This window comes from Mobiluncus mulieris (assembly GCF_014204735.1).
GTDB classification, from domain to species: domain Bacteria; phylum Actinomycetota; class Actinomycetes; order Actinomycetales; family Actinomycetaceae; genus Mobiluncus; species Mobiluncus mulieris.
Genome location: NZ_JACHMA010000001.1, coordinates 719,060 through 739,879 on the forward strand (window position 1 = coordinate 719,060; position 20,820 = coordinate 739,879).

Genomic DNA, 20,820 nt, shown 5'->3' on the forward strand with positions numbered 1-20,820 from the left:
ATTGCTATCCAATACAAGATAAGACAATGAGGCACAGAACGTGAGTGACACTAAGCAAAAGACTGCCAACTACAAAGAGGCAGATACTAGAGCGGTAAAAGGCGCAACCAACGCCAAAAAGATGTCTTGGCAAAAACGCTCTCAGGCTATTACCGGGTGGGCTTTTATGGCTCCATTCGTGATTCTGTTCACTGTTGTCTTTTTGGTGCCAATCCTGGTTTCCCTGTATTCCAGCTTCTTTCGACTCAGAACTGTAGGGGGAGGACCCTACGGCGGCGGAGAAATCCAAAATATCTTTGTCGGACTAGAAAACTACCAGTACACGGTGGCTTCCCCGGAGTTCTGGAAAGGCATCGGGCGGGTGGTGCTCTATACCTGTTTCCAAGTTCCGGTGATGATCCTGATGGCGCTGGTGCTAGCCTTGTTGCTGGATTCTTTCCTGACCCGCCATGTCACTATTTACCGACTAGGATACTTCCTACCATTCGCCATCCCCGGGGTAGTGGCCGCCATGATTTGGCTATATCTGTACAACCCCGAGGTTTCGCCCTTGGTACAAGGACTCCACGCCATAGGTTTGCCGGTGGATTTTTTTAACAAAAACGTCATCCTGGCCTCAATGGCGAACATGACCACCTGGACATACACCGGTTATAACATGCTGATATTCCTGGCAGCACTGCAGGCCATTCCCGCTGAGCTATCCGAGGCGGCACGCATTGACGGAGCCAGCGGCTTGCAAATCATGACGCGGATTAAAGTTCCTATGCTGCGTGGAGCGGCGCTGCTGGCAGTGTTGCTTTCCATTGTGGGGACGATTCAACTTTTCAACGAGCCTCAGGTTATGTCCTCCGCCCTTCCCTGGATGGGCAAGTCCTATACCCCCATGATGATGGCGTATAACACCACCATGGGAACCCTCACTCCTTCCGGGGATGGCCCGGGCTCTGCCGTGGCGATTGTAATGGCACTGATTGCTGGGGTTTTGGCCGTAGGCTATTTCCTGGTAGACAGAAAGGTGGGCGGCAATGACTAAGATGCCCGGAAAAACCCAGACTTTAGTGAATAAGCGGCACCCCGAAGGTCTGGTGTATTGTCCCTCACAGGAAGGCTTGCCACCGCGCGCCATCGCGCCTTCTCGTCTGGCACGCGGCATTACCACATTTGTGCTGGTACTCGTTTTGATATACTTCCTGTTCCCGATTTACTGGGTGATTATTTCCGCCACCAAGAGCAACTCGGAGTTGGCCACTAGCTTTGGCTTGTGGTTTGCTGAACACGGAAAAAATTCTGAAAGTCAGAGCCTGCTTGATGCTATCGGTTTAAATTATGAAAAACTCATGAGCTGGACACGTGGCAATTTCTGGCGTTGGGTATTAAACTCACTGATTTATTCCACGGTATCCGCCGCGATTGGCACCCTGATTTCAGTAATGGCCGGATATGCCCTGGCGAAATTCGTATTTCCCGGTAAGAATATCGCCACCGGAGTGATTATGGCCGGACTGTTGATGCCCGCTGCCCTACTGACCGTGCCGCTCTATATCGTGTTCTTACACTTGGGGGTTTCCAATACTATGGCCTCAATTATAGTGCCATGCTGTGTTTCGCCTTTCGGGGTGTTTCTAGGAAGGGTATATTCCCAAACCTCGGTACCCACCGAACTGATAGAGGCTGCCAGAATAGACGGAGCTAGCGAAGCTCGAATTTTCTTTACCATGGTGCTCCGTATTTTGGCTCCGGCAATGGTCACCATATTTCTATTTATCTTTGTGGCTTGCTGGAATAACTTCCTGCTGCCGCTGATGATGCTTTCTGACGAGACATTGAAGCCGGTGACTTTAGGTCTTTACGGGATGATGAGCTACTTTAACCCCGAAAAAGGTGCGGTTATGATGGGGGCGTTGTTTGGAGTAATTCCGCTGATTATCTTGTTCCTTGGATTGCAAAAATATTGGCAATCCGGACTGGCTGCCGGTTCAGTTAAAGGGTAAAAAGCAAATGGCACCTCATGAAAATGAAAATGTAAAAAAAGGCGCACTAACTTCTCGCGGCGTAACTTTATGTGCCGGTCAAGTGGGGATTTCTTTGGGCTTCATGAGGCGCTTGCTGCAGCGTATGCAACAGCTTGGGTTTAGCGAACTGGTCTGGGAAATGAAGATGCAATCCACGCGCTACCCGGCGGCTAATACTTGGCATTACTATACTGTGAGCGAAGTCAAACAGGTGCTGCAGTGGGCGAGTGAACTAGGAATACAAGTCATACCGGAAATAAACACGCCGGGACATATGGGGGTATGGTTGGAAAACTATCCCCACCTGGCTTTGCAGCGCAAAGATGGCAGCACTGGGGACTGCGAACGCTTAGACTTAACTAACCCGCGCGCTGTCGAATTTTATTTGAATCTAGTTGACGAGTACCTAGAAGTATTTACTCCCAAATACACCAAGTATTGGCATATGGGAGCCGATGAATATATGATTCACGACTCCTACGACAATTACCCACAAATACTTGATTATGCCCGGCAAACCTACGGAGAAAACGCCACACCCTACGATGTGTTCAACGGGTTTATTAACCAAGTCAATGCGCATGTTCGGGCGAAAGGATATAACTTGCGGATTTGGAATGATGGGATACACAATAGCCCGGTGGTGTCGGTTGATAACAATATTGTGGTGGAATACTGGAAAGATGAGGGACTGCGGGTGGCTGAACTGGCGCGACGTGGACATAAGTTAATTAACGCCACCGAGAAACTCTATTGGTCTCGCTCGCACGCTCCTTACCGGGTGGATGCGAAGGCGCTGTGGGAATCCACCTGGGATGGACGGGAGTTCATCGGCGGGCAACGCTTGAATCCCGCTTTAGCGGAGGCACAGCTAGGCTTGCGGGTTTCCATTTGGCCAGATACTTCCTACTATCAGACCGAACACGAGGTTTGGACAGCGATACAGGATTCTTTGTTGCTGGTTGCTGCCTTGGACAGTAACGGAAAGAAAGCTAGCGTGACCTGGGAGGAAGCACGTAGACGCGCCACCGTGTCCGCGTGGCCAGAACCGGGTGTGCCGGAGGGCATCTATCGAATTGCTCAGCTTGACTCGGTTGCACCTGGACCTTGGCGAGTGGACTGGACTCAAGACCAGTACGTGACCTTGACTGATTTAGCCAGCGGGCAAAATCTTGCTCTTCGTAGTGGTGGCAAGCATTTAGGGGTTGTAACCGAGAGTGGTGCCCCAGTAGAGCTTTGTGAGCCGGTCGAGGACGCGAGTTGGCCGGCAGGGTGGGATACAGCCGAGGTGCGTAACACCCAAAAATGGGTGCTGACCCCGGTTCAGACAGGACACGAATTACGAGGAGAACTGGGGAGCCGAACCGGTGATGGCTGTTGTTCTGGGGAAGAACGTCAATCGGAGGAAATGGGTATAAAGGAGCTGGCACCTCATGAAGACGAAAAACCCAAAGCAACCAAGCTGACCTGCATCATCAGTCCCGCGCTAACCAACCAACAGTTATGTGTCCAAGGCGACATTGTGGCGCAATATCCTCCCGATGCCGCTCCAAGCGGCGCGGTATTTCAACTGGAACCGATATTTAGGTTAGATTGAGGGCGGAATAAACCGGGGAATAATGCCGGATAATAGCCTGCTGATATTCAGCGATATTACCAGCAGTAGCAGCGCGCAGTATTTCCCCATGTGCGGAGGCACTGGTCAAGAGACTTTCGTGATTGGGAGGTTCCATCGAACGCAAAGCCGCCAGATGAACCTGCCAAAACGAGGCTACAAGTTGTCGTGCCAAGTCGTTGTTAAGTAATGCCAAAATTCCATCGTGAAAAGCGAAATCTTCATCGGGAAAGGTCTGCCCCGCTTCGGCCTTGGTGCGCATGAGGCGCACCAAGGTCTCTAAACCTGGCTGGGGGTTTCCCCTTAGAGTTTGGCAAACAGTAGGAGCCAGCCCCAAATCCAGGTAGCGTCGCACCGCTATGACTTCTCGCAAGGCTTGCAAGTCATTGCCCGCCGTCAGAATCGTCTTAAAGGCCAGAGTTTCTACCAGCGCTGACATGGACAGCGGACCGACGAAAGCCCCCACGCCCCGGCGCACCTTAACAATGTCTAGAGCCTCGAGATGACGCAGCGCCTCACGTACCGAAGAACGGGAGATACCCAGGGTAGACGTTAGCTCCGATTCTGTTGGCAGAGAATCACCGGGTTTGAGATGTTGACCCAAAATCAGGGCTTTAATCTGCTCCGCAGCAGTGGCGGCATCCCCAGAGGTGCGGCGGCGAATCTTGGGAGTGACAATAGTCTCATCGGCTAGCTCGGTCATATGACAAATATACCCATAATTGTCGGACTTGTGGAGTATTTTTATAGGAACTTTACCATTCTCTTACCTGGAAAATTTTTTAGTTTTTGTTGATATGGCAGGTGAAACCCGGGATTTTTGCTTGAAAGTTTAATTTAAATCCCGAAAAAGCTTGTCAGACAAGTTGTGGGGTGGTACATTGGTGTTAATCCCGATTAGGGGGGAAACTGTACTCAACGAGGAGATTTTGTATGATTTCATTCAAAAAAACTAGACTCGCATCGCTGGCCTGCATAGCCGCTGCAGGTGCCTTGGTCTTGGCGGGCTGTGGTGGTGGCACTGCCAAGCCCGCAGACACCGGTGCTAGTGAAGCCCCAGCCAGCGGTGCTACTGGAACCCTCAACCTGGGTGTGATGTACGAAACCACGAACTATCACCCCTCCAACACCTCATCTGCCTTGGCGATGGGGACAAACTGGCACATTGTCGAGGGTTTGTACGAGTTCGATATGGCTGACTATAAGGTGTACCCGGCACTAGCGAAGGGCGAACCGAATAAAGTCAGTGATACCGAATACGAAGTGTCCTTGCGTGATGGAGCGAAGTTCTCTGATGGCACCGAAGTGAAAGCCGAGGATGTGATTAGCTCTTTCGAACGCATTGTAAAGGGTGAAACCGGAGCCGACGGTAAACCCGTGGAGAGTATCTATAAGCAGTTCTTCGACTTTATCGATTCCATGACTGCCAAGGACGACACGACTGTTTCTATCAAACTAAAGTACCCTTTCGGTGCTCTGCAACAGCGTCTGGTAGACATCAAGATTGTTCCCAAGGCAGCTAGCTTCGATGATTTGACTTCAAAGCCTATCGGTACTGGTCCTTTCAAGTACACCAATATCACCCCCACCTCGGTAGAGGCTGAGCCGAACCCGAATTACAACGGGCCTTATCCAGCAAAGGTTTCCAAGATGCACTGGGATGTGTTGAAAGACGACAACGCGCGTCTGACCGCAGCAATGGCCAACACCATTGACGTGATGGAGAGTGTACCGGCACCATTCGTGAAGCAACTGACCGGAGCGGGATGGAAAGTTGACGAGGTTCCGGGCTATAACAACCCCTTCCTTATGTTCAACACTACCAAGGCACCATTCGACAAAGCTGAAGTACGCCAGGCCTTTCACTACGCCATTGACAAGCAAACCTTGATTAACACCACCTTGGAAGGAAAAGCTAAAGTCTCGACATCCTTCTTGCCAGAGTCTAACCCTGACTACAAGAAGGCTGCTACCCAGTTCGACTACAATCCCGAAAAGGCCAAGGAGATGCTGCAAAAGGCTGGGGTAGCTGGTAAAACTGTGAACCTGCTGACCACCGACCACCCCTGGATTGCCCAGTTGGCACCGCTAGTAAAACAAAACCTCGAGGCTGCGGGGCTGAAAGTAAACGTAACTTCTAAGGCTTCTGCTGATGTTTACGCCACGACCGACTCCGAGAACCCGGACTTCGATGTGGTGATGGCACCTGGTGACCCCTCCGTATTCGGCACTGACCCCGGCATCATCGTGAACTGGTGGTACGGAGACAATGTGTGGACTCAGAAGCGCACCGGTTTCCAAAAGTCCGACGCGGAAGGCTACAAGAAGATAGCCGAAGGCATCCAGGCCGCTCAGCAGTTGAGTGGGGACGAAGCCAAAGCCAAGTGGGGCGAGGTACAAGACCTAATTGCGGAAAAGGTACCGCTCTATCCACTGTTCCATCGCACCATGCTGACTGGTTACAACCCCAACAAGGTGGTTGACTTCAAAGCCATCGGCACCACCGGTTTGGAAGCCGTGGGCGTGAGCGTGAAATAACTTGGTATCGAGCCACACGGTTCTCGAATCGAGAACCACAATAACATAAGTAATTGCTGGGAGGGGGGCGATGCCCTCGCCTTCCTCCCAGTCCTATACTCTGCGTGTCACACGCATCCCACAGTCTTATCACAAAGGAGTGGAGCCTTGAACAATCTTCTAAGGCTGATTGGTCGCCGGCTGGTAGCCCTGCCAATTATGGTAATAGGTGTCACCTTCCTGGTCTTCTTTATCATGTCGCTTTCCCCCACGGATCCCGCCTATGCGGCACTAGGGGATAACGCCGCTAACGCGGCGCAAGTTAAAGCCTTTCGCGTAGCCCACGGCTACACTTACGCTGACGGTACCCCCGTTCCGATGCTGATTCGTTATGCCAACTATCTGGCTGGAATATTGCAAGGAAATTTTGGGGTTTACGGGGTTTCCAATAACTCGGTAGGTGAACTCATCGGCCCGGCGCTGCCGATAACTTTGCAGCTGACTTTTTTTGGATTGATAATCGCCGTGTTATTTTCCTTCCCACTGGGTGTCTTGGCCGCGCTCTACCGAGACAAATGGCCAGATCAGCTGATTCGCATCATCTCGGTGGTGTCCATTGGTACGCCCTCTTTTTGGTTAGGCGCGATGCTGGTGTTAATTGGCCTGAGTATTTTCCCGGGCATGGTGGCCGGTCCATTACCGCCACTCTTGGGTCCCGGTGCTGACTTTGGGGGATGGTTATCTCGAATGTTCCTGCCATCCCTGACCCTGGCGGTGCCAGTAATCGGTCAAATGACTCGTGTGGTGCGTACTTCGGTGGTAGAGGAACTCGACCGTGACTATGTGCGTACCGCACAGGGCGCCGGTATTCCCAAAGCCATTGTCATCGGACGTAACGTGCTAAGAAACGCCCTGATTACCCCGGTGACCGTGCTGGGGTTGCGAGTCGGCTACCTGATGGGTGGCGCAGTCGTTATCGAAATTATTTTCGGTATTCAAGGCATGGGCAAGGTTCTGGTGCAAGGTATTCAGCAAAACCAAGTCGAAGTAGTTCAAGGAGCTGCCCTGGTGGTTGCCCTGGCCTTCATTATTGTAAACATCATCGTAGACATGCTCTACCTGTTGATTAACCCGCGGATTCGCTCGGTATAGGGAGGAATAGAAATGTCAGATTCTACGATTTCAAATAGCTCTAACTTCCAGCCGATGAACACCACAGAAATGGCACCTCATGAAGCCGACACCAAGGCGAGTGGGGCGAAAACCACCGAGGCAACCCCACACAAGGAGTACTTTTATCGTTTCCGAGCCATGTCTTGGGGTGCACGGATATCCGTTTTCGTCTTGGCTATTATGGTGCTCCTGTCGATAATCGGCCCGTTCTTTGTCGGATATACTCCCGACTTTGTTTCCACCGATGCGATTTTGGCAGCACCCGACGGGAAACACTTGTTTGGAACGGATTACGCCGGCCGCGATATTTTCGCTCGCTTGCTCTATGGGGGACGTTACTCGATGGTAATTGGGCTGCTGTCATCCCTGCTAGCCTTGATTGTTGGGGCGATAATCGGATCAATCGCGGCGGTGGTACGTCGCTGGATTTCCGAAGTGATTATGCGTATCCTCGACATTATTATGGCCGTGCCGGGTATCGCCATGGCGGCAGTCACCGTGCTGGTGTTCTCGAGGCTCTTTGACCCGGGCAACAAGATTGGCCTGGTCGGCGTGATTATCGCCTCGGTAGCCTTCGTATACATCCCCCAGATTGCGCGTATCGTACGCGCCAATGTGATGGCAGCCTACGGAGAAGACTATGTGCGCGCCGTGATTGTCTGCGGGGCTCGCGCGCCGTGGATTCTAGTCAAACACGTGATGCGTAACACCGCCGCGCCCGTGCTGGTTTTCGCCACGGTTTTGGTCGCGGACGCGATTATTCTGGAAGCCTCGCTAACCTTCATCGGTTCCGGTCTGCAACCAGCCATGGTTTCAACCTGGGGCAACGTGTTGTCCGAGGCACAAAGTTCCGGCTCTATCCTGCGAGGCGCCTGGTGGACAGCACTGTTCCCCGGTCTGTTGATTATGATTACCGTGTTGTGCCTAAATATTCTTTCCGAAGGAATCACCGACGCGATGGTGGCCGCCCCGGCCTCGGCACAGGTGAAAGTGGCGCAAACCTCGGCGGAACGCGAAGCCGACAGGCTACTCATGGATCCCCGGGTTGCCTACCGTACCCAGGCCGAAAGCTTGCAAAACCGGCTCGATGCGCTGAACGCGGTGGAAACCAAACGTAAAGACCGGTTCAAAGCATCTTCCACCGCCGCCCCCCTGCTGGAAGTCAAGGACTTGTGCATCAAGTTCCCCCGCCACGGCGACACCAATGTGGTTGACCACGTGTCCTTCGCGGTGCGACCCGGGGAAACCATGGGATTGGTCGGTGAATCCGGTTGCGGTAAATCCATTACTGCCCTGTCGATTATGGGGTTGATTGATTCACGCGCGGAGCTTAGCGGGGAAATTCTCTATCAAGGCAAGAACCTCCTAGAGATGAAACCCGCTGAACGTCAGGCCTTGCTAGGGCACGAAATGGCCATGATTTATCAAGATGCGCTGTCAAGCCTCAACCCGGCCATGCTGATTAGATCCCAGATGAAACAGCTTACTTCCCGCGGCGGCACTCGCAGCGCCGAAGAACTGTTGGAATTGGTGGGACTCGACCCGAAACGTACCTTGGAATCGTACCCCCACGAATTATCTGGGGGACAACGTCAGCGAGTGTTGATAGCCATGGCGTTGACCCGCGACCCGAAACTGGTGATAGCCGACGAACCTACTACGGCACTCGACGTAACCGTACAAAAGCAAGTGGTGGCGTTGCTAAACGATTTGCGGGAAAAACTCGGTTTCGCCATGATTTTCGTGTCACACGACCTGGCTTTGGTGGCGGAAGTGGCGCACTCTATCACCGTGATGTACGCCGGTCAGGTGGTCGAGCAAGCGGGAACCTCGGAGCTACTGACCCATCCGGTACACGAATACACCTGTGGTTTGCTGGGGGCGGTTCTGTCCATTGAATCCGGAAAAGGCCGGTTGCACCAAGTGCCCGGCACGGTGCCTTCGCCCCGGGATTTCCCCAAAGGCGACCGTTTCGCGCCGCGTTCTTCACACCCGGACTATGGCATGGATATTCGACCCGAGTTACGCCCGGTGGGACCGAACCACGTTTATGCGGCACTGCCAGCCAAACCCGGCGTTTACGAGCCCGCCCCGGAATACCATGAAACCACTGGAAAGGAGGCCTAGCCATGAGCGAAAATACCGCTAGTTCCACCTCGTCAAGCACGTCGACAAGCACGTCGCCAAACGGAGAAACCCCCATCATCGACCTGCAAAACATCGAGGTAACCTTTAAAACTCGTACCGGTTCGATTTTCCACCCCAACCGGGTGCACGCTGTACAAGGTGTGAGCCTGCAAATAAGACCGGGTAAAACCCTGGGAATCGTGGGTGAATCAGGCTGTGGGAAATCCACTACTGCCAATGTGATGTGCGGGCTGCAACTGCCCACCAAAGGCCGGGTCTTTTTCAAAGGCCAAGAAGTCACTAAACGCTCTGCCACACATCGACGCATGATAGGTAAAGTGGTTTCGGTCGTCTTCCAAGACCCGGCCACTGCCCTGAACCCACGCATGAGTGTGCGAGACCAGCTGAGTGACCCGTTGCGGGTACACCACCGCGGCACCCCGGAGCAACAAGAAGCCCGGGTACACGAGCTGACAACCAAAGTGGGCTTGCCAAATTCCGCTTTGGATGCTCTGCCCGGCCAGCTTTCCGGTGGCCAGCGTCAGCGCGTGGCCATCGCTCGAGCACTCAGCCTAGAACCGGATGTGATTATCGCAGATGAACCGACCTCCGCCCTAGACGTTTCGGTGCGAGCCCAGATTCTGAATCTGTTGACCGAACTGAAAGAAGACGGGTTAGCGATGGTGTTCATCTCACATGATATTCAAACTGTGCGTTATGTTTCGGATCGTATTGCCGTGATGAACCATGGAAAAGTTGTCGAAGAAGGACCGGCCGATCAGCTGTTCTTCCAACCTAAAGACGACTACACCAAGACCTTGCTGGGGGCGGCTCCGAGTTTGCTGCATCCAGCTGGAGTAGACCTCGGCTAATTCGAGGCCAACAACTAAACAACTGCAAGACTGTAAAGTAAGGATAGCAATGAAAAAGGAAATTCGGGGTGTTGTCCCCCCGGTAGTAACCCCCCTGACCGAAAACCACGACTTCGACAGGGAATCTTACGCGAAACTGATAGAACACCTGATATCCGGTGGCGTAGATGGCCTGTTCGTCTTGGGTTCATCCTCCGAGGTAGTGTTTTCCACGGATCGGCGCCGCGATGAAATCCTCAAGGCTGCCGTGGAATTCGCGAAGGGACGCGTGCCGGTTCTGGCTGGAGTTATCGACACGGAAACCAATCGCGTCAAGGAACACATCAAACGTGCCGCTGACTTGGGTGTTGATGCTGTGGTGGCCACCGCACCTTTTTACGCCCTGCAAACCATGACCGAGGTGGAACGCCACTTCCGTTTGTTGGCCGAAGCCTCTCCGGTGCCGGTGTGGGCCTATGACATTCCGGTGTGTGTCCACACGAAACTGCCGGGAGATTTGCTGCTGCGTCTCGGTAAAGAAGGGGTGCTCGCGGGGGTCAAAGATTCCTCGGGTGACGACGTGGCTTTCCGCCAGCTCTGTTTAGATAACAAGGATGCTGGACACCCGCTGTCCCTGTTGACTGGACATGAAGTGGTAGTTGATGGGGCTTACCTGTCGGGTGCGGACGGTTCTGTCCCCGGACTGGGTAACGTTGACCCGGCCGGTTACGTGCGGCAATGGCAGGCTTTCCAGGCCGGAGACTGGGCGAAAGTTCGCGAGGAACAAGACCGCCTGGCGCGCCTGATGCGCATCGTAAACGTTAAAGGTGTGGGTGGTTTTGGTGCCGGTATCGGATCGTTCAAGACCGCATTGTGGCTGTTGGGCATTTTTGCGTCTAACACGATGCCCGAGCCAGTCACCGCTTTGAGTGGGGAAAACGTGGAACACGTGCGCGGCGTGTTGCGCGAGGTCGGGTTGTTGCCTTAGAAAGGTTCGTTTTCATGAGGTGCCAGCTGATTTTGCTGGCACCTCATGAATCCCACCCCAATCCCAACCCGAAACATAACCGAGCCAAGGCGAGTGAAACAGACAAAGGAGTCAAGTAGTGACAGAAAAAGTGGCAGTCATAGACTTAGGCGGCACCAAGATTGCGGGGGCGCTTGCTGACCCTGACGGCAGGCTGCATGACCAGCAGCGAGTTTACACGCCCTCACAGGAAGGTCCTGAGGCAGTGGTCGCTGCCGTGGCGGGGCTGGTGCAGGATTTGCAAGCCGCTGGAACGGCCGGCGGGGCAAACATCGTTGGGGTGGGCATTGGCTCAGCTGGGGTGGTAGATGCGGCAGGACGAAACATTATTGCTGCTACCGATGCCATCAAAGACTGGGCTGGCACCCCCTTGGCAGAACGGGTAGAGGCCGCAACTGGGCTGCCGGTAACTCTGGAAAACGATGTGAACGCGCATCTGCGAGGTGAGGCTTGGAAAGGCGCGGGTGTTGGCAAGATGAATCTGGCGATGATGGCGCTGGGAACCGGTATCGGGGGAGCCGTGATGATGAACGGCGAAATTATGGTCGGCCCGCGTGGTACCATCGGAGACTTCGGGCATCTGCCGACTTTTTTGGCCACTAAACGCGCCTGTACCTGTCGGAGGCAGGTTCCACACCTGGAGGCCGTGGCCTCTGGACCGGGACTGGTGGCCTGGTATCACGAAAAAGGCGGGGATAATGCGGTGACGGGCGCGAAAGCTCTGGAGAAAATGGCCGAAAGTGGGGATCCCCTGGCCTTGGAAACCTACCGGGAAGCCGGGCGGGAAACCGGACGTGCCCTGGGGACAATCGTAAACATTTTCGACCCAGAACTGGTGATTGTAGGGGGTGGACTGGGTAACAGCGGTGAACTATGGTGGGGCGCACTACGCGAGGCCTATCGGGAGCAACTGGTGGACGCGCTGCGCGAGGTTCCCGTGGTTAAGGCTCAGTTAGGGAACCAGGCGGCCTTGGTGGGGGCGGCCAAAAAGATTTGGGATTATTTGGGAAACCTGAAACAAGGATAGTTCTAGAGTTAAATCAATAACCCCGGCTTGCCCCTCATGAAAGGGGAAAGGGATAGAGGGGACACAAGACTAAGGAGAATTCGCAAAAATGAACGAAGCGCGTAAACAGTTAGTGGCAGGACTTAAAAGCAAACTGGTGGTCAGCTGCCAGGCCTATCCCGGCGAGCCGATGCGCCGGGCGGATATTACCGCAGCAGTGGCGCAGTCGGTAGTGGCGGGGGGTGCGTCCGCAGTCAGAGTACAGGGATTGGCCGATATTATCGCGGTGCGTCAAGCCGTGGAAGTCCCGATTATCGGGCTGATTAAAGCCGGACATGACGGCGTGTATATCACCCCGTCCGTTGCCCACGCCAAGGCTTGTATCGAAGCCGGGGCAGATATTGTGGCGGTAGATGCCACTTTGCGTGAACGCGGAGCGGGCGAGACCTTCGCCGACGCAGTCGCGGCCATTCATGACTGTTTCCCCCAGGCGGCAGTCATGGCTGACTGCGCATCCCTGGAAGACGCGAAAGCCGCTGAAGACGCCGGAGCGGATTTGATTGGGACAACCTTGGCAGGATACACCCCCGATAGTTATGCGTATTCGCGTCCGGCCACCGAAGGCCCAGATTTGCGTTTCATTGAAGCCTTGTGCCTGGCGGTGAATGCTCCGGTGGTGGTCGAGGGGCGGATTCACAGTCCCGAAGATTTGCAGCGCGTCTTTGAATTCCCGATTCACTTTGCCTGCGTGGGAACTGCGATTACTCACCCGCAACGGATTACCGGATGGTACACAAAAATGCTGCCTTGAGCGAGTAGTGAGGCTGTAACCGAATATAAGCACCACCCTTGTGGCTCGGGAATCACTGAGGGAAGCATATGAACCTGTTGAAACGAAGGCGATTAACGGGGCGATTTTGGATGCGTATGAAAATAACCCCGGGGTCGGGTTTTCGATTATTTTCGTGTTCATGGCCGGGGTAGGCGTGGTCGGGGCGGTCTTGGCATTCTGGTTGCATCGATTGAGCCGGTTGAGCCGGTTGAGCCGGTTGAGCCGTTGTGTCGACTCGGATGGGGTCATTGCCGCCTCGGGTTCATGAGGCGGCAGCCGAAAATCCACCCGCTGCACCACCACCTTGAATCTTCTTGAGTTTTTGGTTTCCGAGCAGGGGCGGGTTTGAAAGGTGCTGTGGTAAAACACGTCAGTGTGTGACATTGCGTGTTTCGAGGCAGGTTCACTATGCTGATTCGGATTCATCCCCATGCCTATAAGCACGGTTTGTCTAGTGACCAGATTCTTGCCGCTTACTAATCTGGCTTGCCAAACTATCCGGGTTCGGGAGCGTGACCGGGATACGGAGCCGCAACGCTATGCGTTGATTGGTTGGTCTGATACCGGGTTGCCACTTGAGCTGTGCCTGGTGCGCACTGATTTCGGGGTGCTGATTTTTCACGCTAACTATCTGACTGAATCTTTCCGGAAGGAGTTTTACCAATGAAGTATTTCGATATGAATGGGGTTCCCTTTGATGATTCTGATGTCGAGAAATGGGCGGCGGAAGCTGAGGTGGGGTTTCCTAACTCGGTCGTGGAGACAGTAGAGCCTCGTGCCTGGGAACGGGATGCCCCTATGCAGGCTAAAAGCGTGCGGATGCCGGTGGGGGTGTGGAATCTGGTTGCCAGCAAGGCGCAGGATGAAGGCGTGACTGTCTCGGATTATGTGCGCCGCGCGGTTTCAAAGGAACTCATCGCGGACTCGTGACACCACTAATTGGTGGCCGCCGCGCATTGTGCGCGTGTGGTTCGTTTTCCGTCGTCTTCATGAGGCGCCAGTCGGAACTGCGCGGCAAGATTTGTATGACGATTTGAAGTGGTCTGGGTTTGCTTCCTGGGCGTGTACCTTGTTTTTTGTTATTTCATGTTTTCTGGTGTTTTGCCAGTATTGGTTTTCGGTTTCTTGGGGTGTTTGGTAGTCGAGGTTTTCGTGTAGCCTGGTGGTGTTCCACCATGACACCCACTCGAATGTCGCGATTTCTACTTCCAGGACAGAGCTTGGGAGCCACCCCAACAGGCAGCTCGAATCGAGACACCTTCCGACGTGACTCTGCTTTCCACCAGGCGAACCACACGGTCTTTAAACTCTTGATCAAATTTCCTTGCCATAATACCTATCTTCCTATCTAATCAATCGGAAGAAAACCTGAACCACTTCAATCCAAAGTCACAACGTCATCACTGGCCGTGCCCTTATCCGCAATCGCGGCGGGCGCGCCAACCACACTGGCAAGGGCACACGCCCCGGCGACCGCAATAATTCTCTTGGTTATTTTCATCCTAATCCTCCTTAATATAAGGCGTTAATTACTTCATATAGGCAATTCTGTACACAGGGAATTGCACTTCTCACTGCGTGTAAAACTTCAGAATGGGTAGTGGGCGTTGAGCTAAAGGTTAAATCAGATGTAACTGATACCCCGCACACCCGAACTCCCAGTTGATGCAAGGCTATAGCTTCCAACACAGTGCTCATACCCACCATGTCGATACCGTTGTTTCGCATCATTATCGATTCTGCGAGGGTTTGATATTCTGGCCCTCGCGAAATTGCATACACTCCAGAACGGGAAGCATGCTTCTTAATCGCTGCAGTCAAGTCACTATCCCAAACCTGGGATATGTCTACGAACACAGGCCCGGTAAAGGGGGATGCTCCACTGAAGTTGATGTGATCTCGGATTGCCATGACATCACCCAGTTCCCACGGCTGTAGACAGCCGCCGGCATTAGTCAAAAACGCGGCCTGGATGCCGGTCATAGCTGCAACCTGAGGCACGAAACATAGATCTGCAGGGGTGTGTCCTTCATACAGGTGGATTCTGCCGGTGCAAACCAGAATGTTAACTGTTTTAGCCTCGGTTTCAATCTGCACAGATACAATTTGAGTTCCATGTCCCTGTGCACTTGGTATTTTGGCTCCAAGCAGCTCCTTGAGTGGAAGCTCTACTGGGTTTTTTCCTAAATTACACACAGTATCGTGTAGTCCCGAACCTAGTACTACCAACACATCATGGTTTTCCCGCTGGGTACGTTCTTGAATTAACTGCACCGCAGCTTTCACCTGAGCTATACGTTGTGGAGTACGTTTCAGACAGTACTCTAACGCTTCTTGTCGGGAATCTGCCATCGTGTTCTCCTAGGCTAATTCCTGACTGCGTACCCGTTTAACGTGGGTACCGTAGTAAGCAGCGTACCCAATGATAAGAGACAATATGACACCAATATTGCCAGAGCCCCACGCTCCGTCCTTGCCGCCAACCAGCGGGAGCAAATACCCTTGCCAGTTATTGAAAGGCGCGTCCGCAAAGCCGTTGATTACCAGTCCCCAACCAATGAAACAGCAAACCGCAAGAATCACCAGGGAGATAGTGTTATAACTTCCATATTTGCCGCTTGTGGTAAAGAGCGCTTCCTCGTCGTAATCTTTTTTCCGCAAGGTGATATCCGCCATCATGATTCCAGTCCAGGCCGCCAAAGGAACGCCTAGCGTGACCAGGAAGGACTGGAACGGACCAATAAAGGTTGGGGAAAAGAAAGTGACATAAATGGTGCCACAGGTCAGTATCACACCATCAATTAGTGAAGCCAGCGGACGTGGGATGCGGATTCCCAAGGTCAACAGTGTCAAACCTGAGGAGTAAATCCCGTTGATAGCACCCGACAAGAGGGACAGAATCGCGGTAATGAGGAAAGGCACCAGGAACCAAGTTGGTAGCAACGTCGCCAGCGCTCCCACTGGGTCACCACCGATGGCATTTGCAAGTTTCTCGTCCGACCCTGCCAGCATTAAACCGAAACTAATAAGGAAAACGGGACCCAATGATCCGCCGAATGTGTTCCAGAACACGATTTGGCTACCTGGAGTCTCGCGGCTTTGGTAGCGTGACCAGTCAGCCGCTATATTTACCCAACCTAGTCCCATTCCTGTCATCACCATGACAAAAGCGCCTAGCATGGAGGCGAGTGACCCATTCGGGTGGGTTACAATGGCAGCAAAATCGATATGCGGAAAAACCAGTAAAATGTAGATTATGGTTGTGATGCCTGTCACCCAGGTCAAAACAGCCTGCATCTTCATGATGATGTGATACCCGGCAACCGCTCCTAACACTATCAGCACAGCTACTGTGGCCGCAGCTATAGCTTTTACGACAGTTGAATCATCTCCAGCCCATCCCAATCTCGCTAGGATGGTGTTTGTTGCTAGCACTGCGGTAATCGCCAAGGAAGTTTCCCACCCGATTGAGGTGAGCCAGGAAATCACACCCGGGATCTTGGCTCCGTTGACTCCAAAAGCCGCACGGGACATGACCATTGTGGGCACGGAGCCTCTTTTCCCACCCAGTGCGATAACACCGCATATAGCGAAGGACAAGATAACTCCAATGATGGAAATGATTACAGCCTGGACAAAAGAAATCCCAAAGCCAAGAATCCATGCACCATAGCTCATCCCGAAAACAGATATGTTGGAAGCGAACCACGGCAAGAACAAATTGCGGGGCTTAGCGGTTCTTTCCTTGTCCTGAACAATTTCGATGCCAGTTATTTCAATGCTATCCACGATTTTCCTCCTCGTTGAGAGCTGTTGTCCCTAGGTAAAAGTCACTTTTGGGCATTCCTTGTCTCCTTTGCTCGGATAGAATGCAAAATTAAGCAAACGTTTGCGTGGAACCTAAATTACCACAGCGCATCATGGCGCACAAGCATTTTTTAAAAAAAGTTTTAATTTTCAAAAATTGAGATAAATCTGCAGCTAGTGAACTGGTTCAGGTTTTCTTTCGGTTGATTAGATAGGAAGATAGGTATTATGGTAAGGAAATTTGATCAGGAGTTTAAAGACTGTGTGGTTCGCCTGGTGGAAAGCAGAGTCACGTCGGAAGGTGTCTCGATTCGAGCTGCCTGTTGGGGTGGCTCCCAAGCTCGGAATTTCGCATCACCGCGCAAATGTGGCATAAACAAGCACATAGAGCCGGGGAAATCCGTAAAACCGAGGAAGACCTTATCAGCGAGCTTGCAAAGCTCCGCCGGGAAAATCAAGAGCTTCGTGACACGAATGAGTTACTTAAAGCTGCTTCGGTTTTTTCGCCTCGGATTCTCGGGGGTGTTTCTCCTAAACCGGCCAATCATGGCCGGTTTTTAACGGCTCCACGCTGCTACTGAGCGGCTCACGCGGCAAAGCCGCTGCCACTCAGCCCACACGTCGGAAATGATTGCGTGCATTGACCAGCATCGTAGTCGTTTCTCGGTCGAGTTCATATGTGAGACGTTGAGTGAGAACCTTGAGGGCGGGTTTATCACCTCGCGCGGTTACCGGGACATGAAGACCCGCGTCGAGTCCGCCAGGACTCAGCGTAACCCGGAACTTGTAGGCTTAATCCGCCGTATTCATGCGGAGAATTACGCGGTTTACGGGGTCCGGAAAATATGGCACACACATGGGACGACTCGGGGTTGATATTGGGCATGAGCAGACTCATAGGCTGATGCGCCTGACTGGCGTTCAGGGCAAGTCTAAAGGCAGGATGCCCATAACTACCCGGCCGCCTAAAGCTCCTGATACGCGCCCGGATTTAGTGAACCGCGAGTTTCCTGCCTTGGCTCTTAACCGGCTTTGGGTTGCCGATATCACTTATGTGCCGACCCGGAAGGGGGTCGTGTATGCGGCCTTCGTCACCGACGTGTTCTCACGCAAAATTGTGGGTTGGGTTTTATCCCCCACGGTGGCTACTGAGTTGTTGCCTAGCAGCGTTGAACCAGGCGATTCACAACGCCAAGGAGACCGTGGGTTTGGTTCATCACTCGGATCACGGCTCACAGTACGTTTCCTTAGTTTACAACCAGAGGCTCGCCGAATACGGGATAACCCCATCTACCGGATCCGTGGGGGATTCTTATGATAATGCTCTGGCCGAGAATGTTAACGGGTCATACAAGAACGAACTAATACATAACCGCAGATGGGAGGATGTTTTGGAAGTAGAAATCGCGACATTCGAGTGGATGTCATGGTGGAACACCACCAGACTACACGAAAACCTCAACTACCAAACACCCCAAGAAACCGAAAACCAATACTGGCAAAACACCAGAAATGGGGTTGGCCGCAAGTTGGTAACGGGTTGGTTGTTTAGGCTGCCTGTTTCCAGGCGGTCTGACTCATCTTGAGTTCGTATTCCACGGGTGGCATCATGCCGATACTGGAATGCAGTCGTTTACGGTTGTAAAACCCTTCAATCCAGCTTGAAACCCCTTCGTAGACCTCCTCTCTTGTCCTGAAAGCATGCCGGTAGTAGTACTCGATTTTCAATGTTGACCAAAACGATTCAGCCATCGCGTTATCCCAGCACACCCCGGTGCGTCCCATCGAGAGAGTCAACCCGGCTTTCTTGGCATATTCACCTAGTTCCCTAGACGTGAACTGGCATCCCCTATCAGCATGCAACACCAGCCCTGCGGGTTTACGTTCCCGACACGCATACGCCATATTTAAAGCCTGCCTCACCAGGTCAGTCACCTGGCTCACCCCCATGGCATAGCCGATAACACGCTTAGTGTGAGCGTCACGCACCGCCACGAGATACACCCAGCCCTGACCACTTCGCAGATACGTGAAATCCGTAATCCACACCTTGTCGAGAGAGCCTTTATCCCACTGCCTGTTGCATGAATCCTCATACACGCATTCCCCCACATCCTTAGAACGCGGATGCCGGAACATACGCGAACTCACCGCACGCAGCCCCTGACGGCGCAGTGAGGCCGCCACAGTCTTCTTACCCACAAGGGATACCATTACGAGCCAAAACCGCCGTCAAACGCGGAGCGCCGTGCGTCTGGTCGTACTGGTTGAAAAACCAAACCACACTCATATCGAAAGAAAACCGCCTACCGTTACGTTCTTGGCGAACCCCACGCCGGGAACGCCACACATAATAGCCTGGTCGAGTAACCTTCAACACGCGAGCCATCAAAGCAATCGGGTAATTCGCCTTCTCCACGTCCATCAACTCGAAACACTCTCGAATCGAGCTTGGAAGCATCGATGGCGCTGGCTTTTTCCAAGAACTCATTCTCCATCCTCAGCCTAGCCACTTCACGACGCAGCGCAGCGTTTTCCTTAGCCCACTGCGTGGAAGTCATCGCTCCTTTGCTTTCCGCCTCCCGGCGTTCCCGCTCTAGTTTCACCCAGCGGCCAAACAGGCTCTCTCCCACGTTCAAATCACGCGCTACCTGGGCAATCGTCTCACCACGCTCAATCACCAGCGAGGCAGCATCACGCCGAAACTCCGGCGTATATCTTTTCCTTGCAGACATAGTTCACAATCTCTCCAGCCGAGCAAAACCCGACAAACTAAGTGTCAACAAAACAAGGGTAACCCCATTAGTCGTTGACTGTATTTAATGCTTACGTATTGAGAACCATGGTCAGTGTGATGGATTAGTCCTGCCAGATTGTCTTTAGTGCAGCCTATCGCCTGTTCTAGAGCCTTTAACGGCAACGCCTCAGGGGCATAGTTGACCTGGTAGCCCAGCCCACAATCTTGCGTGAATACACGTCTGTAACAAAAGCTGTGTACACGAAACCCGACAAAGTTCTAACATAAGTGATATCCGCGACCCACAGCCGGTTCGGCGCGTTGGAGCTGAACCGGCGTTGAACCAAGTCCGGGCGTGTATCCGGGCGGTGAAGGCCGGGTAGTCACCGGTTTACGGCCTCGGTGTGCCCCATGAATCCCGGCCAGGCGCATCAACCTGCCAGTCTGTTCCCGTCCGATAGCAAACCCCGCCCGGCGCATAGCACGCCAGATTTTACGAATCCCATAAACACGGTAATTCTGGTCGAAAATCTTTACGATTTCCTCGATTAACAAGGCATCTCTCAATCGCCTAGCACACACAGTTCTTGACTTTGCAGCCCGGTAACCACGTGGCGTGAGGAAGCCCCCAACCATGTGTTCTCTCATAACCCGGCAAATACACTCGACCGAGAAACAATCACGATACTGGTCAATAAACGCAATCATTTCATACCGGGGTACTTGCACCTCCGGTGCGTACCCAGCCTCGCTCGGAATGCAAACTCGAAAACTGCGTTTTCAGTTTGCATCCTCACTCGGCCGGGTGGTCGAGTTCTTTGGCGAAAAAAGCTGATGCCAGTTTCAGAATCTCGTTCGTACGTCTGAGTTCTGCGTTTTCTTTACCCAGACGTCGTATCTCGGCAGACTCCTCTCGAGTGACCCCGGATCTCTCGCCCTGATCTATTTCAGCTTGATTCACCCAGCGGCGCAGTGATTCCCGACTGACACCGAGTTTCAATCCGATATCGCTGATAACCGCCCATCTCGAAACCCCAGAATCGTCTCGAAGCCGGTCAAACACCAGCCCGACAGCACAATCCCTAAACCCCTGCGAATAATTCCTAGGCATAA

20 protein-coding genes and 3 pseudogenes are annotated in these 20,820 nt (G+C 53.1%); 14 read left to right on the forward strand and 9 right to left on the reverse strand.

Annotated elements, in window-relative coordinates:
* Nucleotides 1–40 precede the first annotated feature (40 nt).
* The 3 genes from F4555_RS03220 to F4555_RS03230 are packed head-to-tail and all read left to right on the forward strand — an operon-like array spanning nt 41 to nt 3,612.
* Nucleotides 41–1,036: a carbohydrate ABC transporter permease gene (locus tag F4555_RS03220; RefSeq protein ID WP_004012639.1), complete on the forward strand. Its 996-nt coding sequence runs from the start codon at nt 41–43 to the stop codon at nt 1,034–1,036.
* Nucleotides 1,029–1,994 (forward strand): carbohydrate ABC transporter permease, encoded by a 966-nt coding sequence (locus F4555_RS03225; RefSeq protein ID WP_004014430.1) that lies wholly within the window; start codon nt 1,029–1,031, stop codon nt 1,992–1,994. Before F4555_RS03220 ends, F4555_RS03225 begins: the two co-directional genes overlap by 8 nt.
* A complete protein-coding gene (locus F4555_RS03230; protein ID WP_260399983.1) occupies nt 1,939–3,612 on the forward strand; it encodes a family 20 glycosylhydrolase in 1,674 nt (557 codons plus the stop codon). The genes F4555_RS03225 and F4555_RS03230 overlap by 56 nt, the downstream gene beginning before the upstream one ends.
* On the opposite strand, the gene F4555_RS03235 is transcribed toward F4555_RS03230, so the two are convergent.
* A complete protein-coding gene (locus F4555_RS03235; protein ID WP_004012636.1) occupies nt 3,599–4,333 on the reverse strand; it encodes a FadR/GntR family transcriptional regulator in 735 nt (244 codons plus the stop codon). The genes F4555_RS03230 and F4555_RS03235 overlap by 14 nt on opposite strands.
* Before the next feature lie 230 nt (nt 4,334–4,563).
* Between F4555_RS03235 and F4555_RS03240 the strand changes: the two genes are divergently transcribed.
* From F4555_RS03240 to F4555_RS03285, 10 genes are all read left to right on the forward strand, one after another.
* Nucleotides 4,564–6,168, forward strand: coding sequence for an ABC transporter substrate-binding protein (locus tag F4555_RS03240; RefSeq protein ID WP_004012635.1), 1,605 nt, complete (start codon nt 4,564–4,566; stop codon nt 6,166–6,168).
* 147 nt (nt 6,169–6,315) lie between these two features.
* The gene (locus F4555_RS03245) at nt 6,316–7,299 is read left to right on the forward strand and encodes an ABC transporter permease (protein WP_004012634.1); all 984 of its coding nucleotides are present in this window, start codon (nt 6,316–6,318) and stop codon (nt 7,297–7,299) included.
* A 12-nt stretch (nt 7,300–7,311) separates the two neighbouring features.
* Entirely contained in the window at nt 7,312–9,447 is a 2,136-nt protein-coding gene (locus F4555_RS03250) for a dipeptide/oligopeptide/nickel ABC transporter permease/ATP-binding protein (RefSeq protein ID WP_036383918.1), read from the forward strand.
* A gap of 2 nt (nt 9,448–9,449) precedes the next feature.
* Nucleotides 9,450–10,319, forward strand: coding sequence for an ABC transporter ATP-binding protein (locus tag F4555_RS03255; protein ID WP_115326083.1), 870 nt, complete (start codon nt 9,450–9,452; stop codon nt 10,317–10,319).
* A 49-nt stretch (nt 10,320–10,368) separates the two neighbouring features.
* The gene (locus F4555_RS03260) at nt 10,369–11,286 is read left to right on the forward strand and encodes a dihydrodipicolinate synthase family protein (RefSeq protein WP_004012631.1); all 918 of its coding nucleotides are present in this window, start codon (nt 10,369–10,371) and stop codon (nt 11,284–11,286) included.
* A 118-nt stretch (nt 11,287–11,404) separates the two neighbouring features.
* Complete coding sequence (locus tag F4555_RS03265) at nt 11,405–12,352, forward strand: ROK family protein (protein WP_004014421.1); 948 nt, start codon at nt 11,405–11,407, stop codon at nt 12,350–12,352.
* Nucleotides 12,353–12,440: 88 nt separating this feature from the next.
* Nucleotides 12,441–13,142: an N-acetylmannosamine-6-phosphate 2-epimerase gene (locus F4555_RS03270; protein WP_004012629.1), complete on the forward strand. Its 702-nt coding sequence runs from the start codon at nt 12,441–12,443 to the stop codon at nt 13,140–13,142.
* 40 nt (nt 13,143–13,182) lie between these two features.
* Nucleotides 13,183–13,431 (forward strand): hypothetical protein, encoded by a 249-nt coding sequence (locus F4555_RS03275; protein WP_174222557.1) that lies wholly within the window; start codon nt 13,183–13,185, stop codon nt 13,429–13,431.
* Nucleotides 13,432–13,593: 162 nt separating this feature from the next.
* Entirely contained in the window at nt 13,594–13,830 is a 237-nt protein-coding gene (locus tag F4555_RS03280; protein WP_004012627.1) for a hypothetical protein, read from the forward strand.
* Entirely contained in the window at nt 13,827–14,093 is a 267-nt protein-coding gene (locus F4555_RS03285; protein WP_004014416.1) for a hypothetical protein, read from the forward strand. The genes F4555_RS03280 and F4555_RS03285 overlap by 4 nt, the downstream gene beginning before the upstream one ends.
* A gap of 272 nt (nt 14,094–14,365) precedes the next feature.
* On the opposite strand, the gene F4555_RS11070 is transcribed toward F4555_RS03285, so the two are convergent.
* Genes F4555_RS11070 through F4555_RS03300 form a run of 4 tightly spaced genes read right to left on the reverse strand, consistent with a single transcriptional unit; the run spans nt 14,366 to nt 16,952 of the window.
* Nucleotides 14,366–14,494, reverse strand: coding sequence for a hypothetical protein (locus F4555_RS11070; protein WP_004012624.1), 129 nt, complete (start codon nt 14,492–14,494; stop codon nt 14,366–14,368).
* A gap of 47 nt (nt 14,495–14,541) precedes the next feature.
* A complete protein-coding gene (locus F4555_RS03290) occupies nt 14,542–14,664 on the reverse strand; it encodes a hypothetical protein (RefSeq protein ID WP_004017517.1) in 123 nt (40 codons plus the stop codon).
* A gap of 11 nt (nt 14,665–14,675) precedes the next feature.
* Complete coding sequence (locus F4555_RS03295; protein WP_004012622.1) at nt 14,676–15,515, reverse strand: purine-nucleoside phosphorylase; 840 nt, start codon at nt 15,513–15,515, stop codon at nt 14,676–14,678.
* A 9-nt stretch (nt 15,516–15,524) separates the two neighbouring features.
* Complete coding sequence (locus F4555_RS03300) at nt 15,525–16,952, reverse strand: purine-cytosine permease family protein (protein WP_115326082.1); 1,428 nt, start codon at nt 16,950–16,952, stop codon at nt 15,525–15,527.
* A gap of 246 nt (nt 16,953–17,198) precedes the next feature.
* Between F4555_RS03300 and F4555_RS11515 the strand changes: the two are divergent.
* Nucleotides 17,199–18,496 (forward strand): annotated as a pseudogene (locus tag F4555_RS11515) (IS3 family transposase); the annotation flags it as partial.
* 22 nt (nt 18,497–18,518) lie between these two features.
* On the opposite strand, the gene F4555_RS03310 reads toward F4555_RS11515, so the two are convergent.
* From F4555_RS03310 to F4555_RS11635, 4 genes and pseudogenes are all read right to left on the reverse strand, one after another.
* Complete coding sequence (locus tag F4555_RS03310; protein ID WP_160151217.1) at nt 18,519–19,172, reverse strand: IS3 family transposase; 654 nt, start codon at nt 19,170–19,172, stop codon at nt 18,519–18,521.
* A 110-nt stretch (nt 19,173–19,282) separates the two neighbouring features.
* Nucleotides 19,283–19,705: a transposase gene (locus tag F4555_RS03315; protein ID WP_115326079.1), complete on the reverse strand. Its 423-nt coding sequence runs from the start codon at nt 19,703–19,705 to the stop codon at nt 19,283–19,285.
* Between the two features lie 68 nt (nt 19,706–19,773).
* Nucleotides 19,774–20,632: pseudogene (locus F4555_RS11620) on the reverse strand (IS3 family transposase); the annotation flags it as partial.
* 6 nt (nt 20,633–20,638) lie between these two features.
* Nucleotides 20,639–20,818: pseudogene (locus F4555_RS11635) on the reverse strand (transposase); the annotation flags it as partial.
* Between the last annotated feature and the right edge of the window lie 2 nt (nt 20,819–20,820).